General features: G+C 63.3%; 3 protein-coding genes. All 3 read left to right on the top strand.

Annotated features, from left to right (window positions below):
- The first annotated feature begins 66 nt into the window (after window positions 1–66).
- Window positions 67–3,762 (top strand): TonB-dependent receptor, encoded by a 3,696-nt coding sequence (locus tag VFW45_07170; GenBank protein ID HEU5180555.1) that lies wholly within the window; start codon window positions 67–69, stop codon window positions 3,760–3,762.
- A gap of 199 nt (window positions 3,763–3,961) precedes the next feature.
- On the top strand, window positions 3,962–7,678 hold the full coding sequence (locus VFW45_07175; GenBank protein HEU5180556.1) for a carboxypeptidase regulatory-like domain-containing protein: 3,717 nt from the start codon (window positions 3,962–3,964) through the stop codon (window positions 7,676–7,678).
- Window positions 7,679–7,886: 208 nt separating this feature from the next.
- A partial coding sequence (locus VFW45_07180) for a carboxypeptidase-like regulatory domain-containing protein (GenBank protein ID HEU5180557.1) occupies window positions 7,887–8,374 on the top strand: 488 nt, incomplete at its 3' end.

Consider the following 8,374-nt stretch of genomic DNA (forward strand, 5'->3'; position numbering starts at 1 on the left):
GTCGCCGCGAGGAATCGTGCGGTTCCCCGTGCAGGGTGGGGGATGCGGGGAGTTATCCGGAATCTGATGTTTCTCGCCGGGCTGTTTGTCGGCGCCTGTCTCCCGGTCCTGGCTGCCACGGATGCCACTCTCGTGGGGACGGTCCTCGATCCCAACGGCAAGCCGCTGCCGGGGACCACCGTCGTCCTGCGCAACCAGGATCTTGCGTTCCACGAGCAGGGGACGATCACCAATGCCCAGGGGGAGTTCCGCTTCTCCCTCGTTCCCCCGGGATCCCGTTACGAGCTGACCTTTTCCCTCCCCACCTTCGCCACGGTCGTCTTCTCCGACCTTTCGCTGGAGTCGGGCAGGACCTTTGTGCAGAACGCCGTGCTCCGGCCGGCCACCGACCTGAAAGAGACCGTCCGCGTCGAGGGAAAGAGCGACACCATCGACACCGAGAAGGTCACCGCCTCCACCACCTTCAGCGCCACCTTCATCGCCGAGCTGCCGATCATGGGACGGGACTATCAGGACATCCTGATCCTGGCTCCCGGCGTCACCGACGTGAACGGCACCGGCAATCCGAACATCCATGGCGCCCGCGACACCGACGTGGTGACGCTGGTGGACGGCGTCAGCACCACGGATCCCTTGACCGGCCTGTACGGCCAGAGCCTCAACATCGAGTCGATCCAGGAGCTGGAGGTGATCACCTCCGCCGCCTCGGCGCAATACAGCCGGGCCCAGGGGGGCTTTGCCAACATCATGACCAAATCCGGAGGCAACGAGTTCCAGGGGACCTTCAAGCTGTTCCTGCGCTCCGACCGGCTGGACGGCGACGGCGCCGGCGTCGAGAACCCAGAGCTACGCGGCGGTCTCAAGGACCAGGTGAAATTCACCGAGGCGCACTTCTCCGATATCAAGCCGTTTCTGTCGGTGTCGGGGCCCATCGTGCGTGACAAGGTGTGGTTCTATTTCGCGGGCGAGTACATCCATGAAGAGACGCCGGTCAACGCACTGTCCCAGATTTTCATCGCCCCGACCTATGGCCACCGGGAGTTCCTGAAGTTCAGCTGGCAGGCGCATCCCTCGCACCGGCTGTCGCTGTCGGTCATCAACGACTACGAGCGCAAGGAGAACGACGGCGTCGGCAGCCAGTACCTCCTCAACTCCGGCTACTACCGCACCCGCGGTGGCCCCACCCTGACCCTCAAAGGGTCGTCGGTCTTCACCCCCGACACGATGCTCGAGTCATCGCTCGCCTGGTTCGACAACAGCTTCCACCGGCTCCCTACCACGAATCCCGACACCAACGGCAACGGAATTTTTTTCACCGACGACCGTCCCGATCTGGGGGGCAATCAGGACGGTATCCTCGACGCCAGCGAGCGCGATCCGGGAGAGGATTGGGACCGGGACGGCTTCTTCGACATGTACGAGGACCTCAATCACAACTCCTTCAAAGATGCCGGTGAGGACCAGGACCGCGACGGCGTCGCGCGCGGCTTCAGCTCGCACTGTGAGGGATACGATCACGAGGACCTGAACTGCAACGGCGAGCTGGATCGCGAAGAAGACACCAACATGAACGGCCGGCTGGATCCGTCGGAGGATGTCGGCATCGCCTGCGACCAGAACCGGGGCTATTGCCCTTCGGGCTTCCTGCCGGGGACCCGAGGAAACGGTCGCTTCGACACCGAGGATCGCAACGGCAACCAACAGCTCGACATTATGGGCGATTCGGGCTACGTGGGAGCCCCTTTCTGGATCGACGCCAATGACGATGGGTGGCCCGACCCTGGAGAGTACCGGATGCCACTCCAGGGCGACGCCAACCTCCAGACCTCCGTAGACAACCGGACGTACGGACCAGGCCGCTTCGAGTTCGAGGACGATCGCAAGCGGCTGAGCTGGGTGGAGGACTTTTCGCTCTACGTCGGCGATGTCGCAGGCTCGCATGATCTCAAGATGGGATCGGTGTACGAGCACGAGGGGTACGACAGCGACACGCTCCAGCGCCCCAAGATCTTCAGCCCGAGCCGCGCTCCGGCCAACCAGCCCGGCGGGACGATCGGCAGCCCCGGAGCCGGCAGCTCCGCCACGCGCACCAACCGCGTCAGCACGATCCTGGGGGTCCCTTTCCAGGTGAACAACACGGCAACGGGCGACAATCTGGGCCTCTACCTGCAGGACACCTGGAAGCCGGTTCCCAACCTCACCCTGGGACTGGGCGTCCGCTACGATTTCGAGAGGCTCGATTCCTTCGGCTACACTCACTTCGATCCGGTCAGGGAGGGCAGCGAGTTCCGTGCCCTCCTGGACGCCTCCGGAGTGGACTCGAACATCTACGATAATGTGGCCAACCCCGGGCTGTGCCTGGACCCACTCTACTCGTGCCAGGGGAGCCCCGGCAGGGTGGCGGCCCTCCAGTCCCAGCTCCGCAAGCGCAGCTTCTCCCGCATGACGCGTCACAACCTGGACGTGGACGTGCTCTCCACCTTCCTGTCCGGCGTGACCGGGGGCCATTCCGACCTCGATGAGGCGCTCGGTTATCCGGTGCAAACCCGCGCGCCGGAGTCGTTCGAGATTACCAACTCGAATCTCGCCCCACGCCTCAGCCTGAGCTGGGATCCCTGGTCCGACGGCAAGACGATGGTCTTCGGGTCGTGGGGAAGGTATTACGACAAGCTCTTTCTCGGAAGCGTGGTGCTGGAGCAGGGGCCCGACACCGTGAACCGCATGTATCTGTGGGACTACGACGGGGTCGACGACAACAGGCTTCCCGACAACGGGATTGGTCTTCCGGTCTTTCAATCCCCGTTATCGGCCTTCCAGGTCGATCGCAACCTGTCGACTCCCCATGCCGACGAATGGACCGCCGGGTTCCGTCGCGAGCTGGCTCCCGAAGTGCTGGTCTCGCTGCGCTACGTGGACCGCAAGTACCACGATCAGCTCCAGGACGTCGACCTCAATCACCACACGGACATCGAACCCTCCACCGGGAAGTTCGCCGATCGCCTGGGGGACACCGAGTGCCAGGCGGGAGTCTGCTCCAACAATGCGGACGGCGCCCCGGATCTCTACATCAACAACATCTACTTCAACCGCGTCTACCGATTGGGAAACTTCAACGAGCAGGAGTACCAGGGTTACGAGCTCGAGTTCGTCAGGCGCCTGAAGCGCAAATGGCAGATGGAGGCGAGCTACACCTTCTCCAAGTCAAAGGGCGACGCCGAGAGCTTCCTCGCCGAGCAGGGAAACGACCCGTCGCTCACGGAGTTCGAGGCGGGCTTTCTCGACTACGATCAGCGCCACGTCGTGAAGTTCAACGCCATCGCCTTCCTGCCGGGGGACTGGCGGCTGGGAGGCACGGCCACCTGGAGCTCGGGGCTTCCCTATTCGAACGTCATCCACTACGACGACAGTGACAATGTCGGGTATGCCCAGAGCCGGCTGGTCTACGGCTACCTGGGGAAGAACGGCTTCGGCTACGTTCAGGAGGACCGCAACTCGCACCGCAACCCGTCCGCCTACCTGTTCAACGCGCGGGTCACCAAGAGCTTCGTGGTCGGCAAGGCGTCTGCCTCGGCCTTCTTCGAAGTCTACAATCTGCTCAACAGCGACAACCTGCGTATTCACTCGATCGAGAACATTCCCGCGCGGCTCGTGTTCTTCAGCGCGCGGGACAACACCGGCATCATCATCCCTCCCAAGGTCATCGTCGATGGCGAGCGCGACTTCGGCCGCCGCTATCAGATCGGCTTCCAGATCGACTTCTGAGCGGATAAGTCCTTTCTTCGGCAAGTATTGCCATCACAATTCTCGTAAAGACCCGTGGGTCCAGGCCCCGCTTTTCCACTTGACCCAGATACGAATTGGTCGTATTTGGAAGGTAACGGAGCTGTCCGCTACTTCAGCAGATCAGCAACAGGTGCGAACCCGCGGCCGGTGTACGCCGACCCAATGCGGGAGCGCGAAAGTGGGCCGGACTCTCATCATCCTCGGCGCGATTCTGGCTTTCGCCGTCACGGGAGTCCCCTGCGCCTCCGGCGACACCGCCTTGGTAGGGACGGTGCTCGATGCCAACGGCAAGCCGCTGCCCGGCGCCACGGTCGTCCTGCGCAACCAGAACATTGCCTTTAAGGAGCAGGGGACCGTCACCAACACCGACGGGCAGTTCCGCTTCTCGCTTCTCCCACCGGGATCGGGCTACGAGCTGACGGTCTCGCTCCCCGGCCTGGCCACGGTGGTCTTCTCCGATCTTTCCCTCGATCCGGGCAAGATCCTCCAGCAGCACGTCGTCCTGCGGCCGGCCGGCGAGCTCAAGGAGACGGTCCGGGTCAAAGGAAAAAGCGAGACCCTCGACACCGAGACGGTCACCGGTTCGACCACCTTCACCTCCACCTTCATCGCCGAGCTGCCGATCCTGGGACGCGACTACCAGGACATCCTGACGCTTGCCCCGGGCGTCACCGACGTGAACGGCACCGGCAACCCCAACATCCACGGCGCCCGCTCCACCGACGTCGTCACCCTGGTGGACGGCGTCAGCACCACCGACCCGCTGACCGGCTTCTACGGCCAGAACCTCAACATCGAATCGATCCAGGAGCTGGAGGTGATCACCTCCGCCGCGACGGCGCAGTACAGCCGCGCCCAGGGGGGCTTCGCCAGTATCCAGACCAAATCCGGCGGCAACGAGTTCCAGGGGACCTTCAAGCTGTTCCTGCGCTCCGACCGGCTGGACGGCGACGGCGCCGGCGTCGAGGACCCCGAGCTCAGCGGCGGTCTGACCGGGAAGTCGGCGCTCCTGGAGCAGCACTTCTCCGACATCAAGCCTTTCCTGTCGGTCGCGGGGCCGATCGTCCGCGACCATCTCTGGTACTACCTGGCGGGCGAGATGATTCACGAGGAGACTCCGGTCAACAACGTCTTCGAGGCCTACATCCAACCTCTGTACGGCCACCGTGAGTTCCTGAAGCTCAGCTGGCAGGCACATCCCTCGCACCGGCTGTCGCTTTCGTTGATCAACGACTACGAGCGCCGCGAGAACCAGGGGGTACAGACCACGGACCATCTCGACTCCGGCTATTACCTCTCGCGCGGCGGACCCACGCTGACGCTGAGAGGCTCCTCGGTCTTCACCCCGGACGCCATGCTCGAATCCTCCCTCGCCTGGTTCGACAACCGCTTCCAGCAGCTTCCCACCACGGACCCCGACACCAACGGCAACGGGATGCTCTACACCGACAACCGTCCCGATCTGGGAGGCAACCAGAACGGAATACTCGAGGCCCACGAGAGGGATCCGGGGGAGGACTGGGATCGCGATCGCTTCTACGACGTCATGGAGGACGTCAACTACGACTACACCGTGGAGCCCTGGGAGGACCTCGACCACGACGGAGACAAAAACATCGCCTGGCTTTGCGAAGGGTACGACCACGAAGACCTGAACTGCGACGGCTGGCTCGACTTCGAGGAGGACACGAACCTGAATGGGCAGGTCGATCCCGAAGAAGACGTCGGGCTCTACTGCTACCCCGGCTTTCTCTATTGTCCGGACGGTGCCGCCCCGGGTACCGCCGGCAACGGCCGGTTCGATACCGAGGATCGCAACGGCAATGGCGTCCTGGACGTCGTGGGTGAATCAGGCTACACGTCGGCCCCTTTCTGGAACGACGCCAACGGCAACGGTGTCGAGGAGCCGGGGGAATACCGCCAGCCGCTGCCTCCGGATCTCGACCTTCAGGAGGATGCCGAAGGCAGGACGTACGGACCGGGACGCTTCCAGTATCAGGATCATCGCAAGCGGATCAGCTGGCTGGAGGACATGTCCTTGTACGTCGGAGACCTCGCCGGAACCCACGATTTGAAAGTCGGGGCCGTCTACGAGCACGAAGGGTACGATAGCGACACGGTCCAGCGTCCCTTGATTTTCTATCCCGAGGTGTCCCTCAGCAAGCGCTCGACCTTCAGCTACGGGCCCTCGGACGGACGCCTCTACGCGGACCGCCTCAGCACCATTCAGGGACTGCCTTCCCAGGTCAACAACACCGCGACGGGCGACAACCTGGGACTTTACCTTCAGGACACCTGGAAGCCGATCCCCAACCTCACCGTGGGCCTGGGGGTGCGCTTTGATTACGAGGACATCGAATCCTTCGGCTACACGACCTTCGATCCGGTCCAGGAGGGGCACGAGTTCCGGACCCTGATGGAGTCCTCGGGCCTCGACATGAACACGCTGGACACTCTGTCAATCCCGGGACTGTGCAGCGATCCCCTCCATTCCTGCGCGGCCGGCACCGATCTCCCGCTCGCGCAGATGATGTCCCGCATGCGGCAGATGGCCTTCTCGCGGCTGACCCGTCACAACCTCGACGTCGACGTGCTCTCCGGGTTGCTCGCCTCCCTCACCGGCGGCCAAAACAACCTGGCGGGCGTTTTTGGCTACTCGAGCAAGACTCGCGCGCCCGAGAGCTTCAGGATCACCAACTCCAACCTCGCCCCGAGGCTATCCTTGACCTGGGACCCCTGGGCCGACGGCAGGACCATGCTTTTCGGGTCCTGGGGACGCTACTACGACAAGCTGTTTCTGGGAACGGCCGTGCTGGAGCAAGGGCCCGACACGGTCAGCCGCCAGTACCAGTTCGATGGCGACTGGGTCAACGACTATTACCTCCCGGACAACGGCTTCGGCAATCCTCTCTTCGGATCGCCGTCTTCCGCTTACCAGATCGACCGTGGGCTCTCCACCCCCCATTCCGACGAGTTTACGGCCGGGTTCCGCCGGGAGCTCGCCCCCGAGGTGCTCGTCTCGCTGCGCTACGTCAATCGCAAGTACCACGACCAGCTTCAAGACATCGATCTGAACCACCACACCGAGATCAATCCGGCGACCGGAAAATTCACCGATCTGTTCGGCGTCGCCGACTGCGACGTCCGCGAGAATCACCGCACCGAATGCACCAACTTGCCCAACGGCGCTCCCGACCTCTACATCTACAACCTGTTCTTCAACCGCGTCATGCGCCTCGGCAACTACAACGAGCAGGCCTACGAAGGCTGGGAGCTCGAGTTCGCTCGGCGGCTCAAGCGGCGCTGGCAGATGGAGGCCAGCTATACCTTCTCGAAGTCGCGAGGTGACGCCGAGTCGTATCGCTCCACTCTGGGCAACGATCCGGCCCTGGCGGAATACGAGCCCGGGTATCTCAACTACGATCAGACGCACGTCGCCAAGTTCAGCGCCATCGCCTTCCTGCCGCACGACTGGAGGCTGGGAGGGACGGCCACCTGGGCCTCCGGCCTCCCTTATTCCAACGTGGTCCACTACTCCGACGAGGACAACGTCGGCTATACACAGAGCCGGCTGCTCTACGGCCGCGTGACGAACCGCGGCTACGGCTTCACGCAGGAAGCGCGCAATACCCACAGGAATGCTCCCGCCTATCTGTTCAACACCCGCGTGACCAAGAGCTTCGTCATGGGGAAGGCGGCGGCATCGGCCTTCATGGAAATCTACAATCTCCTCAACAGCGACGACCTGCGGGTCTACTATCTGGAGAACCGGCGCGCCACCGTCAGCTACTTCCGGAACGATCCGCGGCCGGTGATCGTCCCCGCCAAGGTCCTGCTCGTCGGCGAGCGCGAGTTCGGCCGCCGCTTCCAGATCGGCTTCCAGATCGACTTCTGAGCCCGTGCGCCGTCACGACGAAGCCTCCTGGGACAAAGTCCCGCGCCAACCGCCTGAATCCCTTTCCGCTTGACGAAACTGCCTATTGGTCGTATGAGGGAAGCCAACGGAGCTTTACCGCTTCCCCGAGGACTAAGGTCAAGTACGGATTGAGCTTCTCCGCATGGCGGCATGCGGGCCTGGAGCAATGCGCCGGCGAGAAGGCGAGATGCGCAACACTCTCCGATCAATCCTCATCGTCGGCACGATTTCGGTTGTCGCCGCGGGGGGAGTCGTCTGTGCCGCCGGCGATGCGATGCTTCAGGGAACGGTCCTGGATTCCGGCGGCAAGCCGCTGCCGGGTGCCACCGTCGTCCTGCGCAACCAGGATCTCGCCTTTCACGAGCAGGGCGCCATCACCGACGCTGCAGGGAAATTCCGCTTTCCGGCGCTTCCGGCGGGCTCACGGTACGAGCTGACCGTCTCGCTCCCCGGGTTCACCACAATCGTCTTCTCCGATCTCTCCTTGGGACCGGGGAGAACTCTCGAGCAAAACGTGGTCCTGCGGCCGGCCGGCGATTTCAAGGAGACGGTGCGCGTCCAGGGGAAGAGCCAGACCATCGACACCGAGACGGTCACCGGTTCGACCACCTTCACCTCCACCTTCATCGCCGAGCTGCCGATCCTGGGACGCGACTACCAGGACATCCTGACGCT

This window comes from Candidatus Polarisedimenticolia bacterium (assembly GCA_035764505.1).
Classification (GTDB): Bacteria; Acidobacteriota; Polarisedimenticolia; order Gp22-AA2; family AA152; genus AA152.

Bases quoted from the DNA above. Each gene is read 5' to 3' on its own strand.
- VFW45_07170 (HEU5180555.1), top strand. From the start codon at position 67: ATGTTTCTCGCCGGGCTGTTTGTCGGCGCCTGTCTCCCGGTCCTGGCT.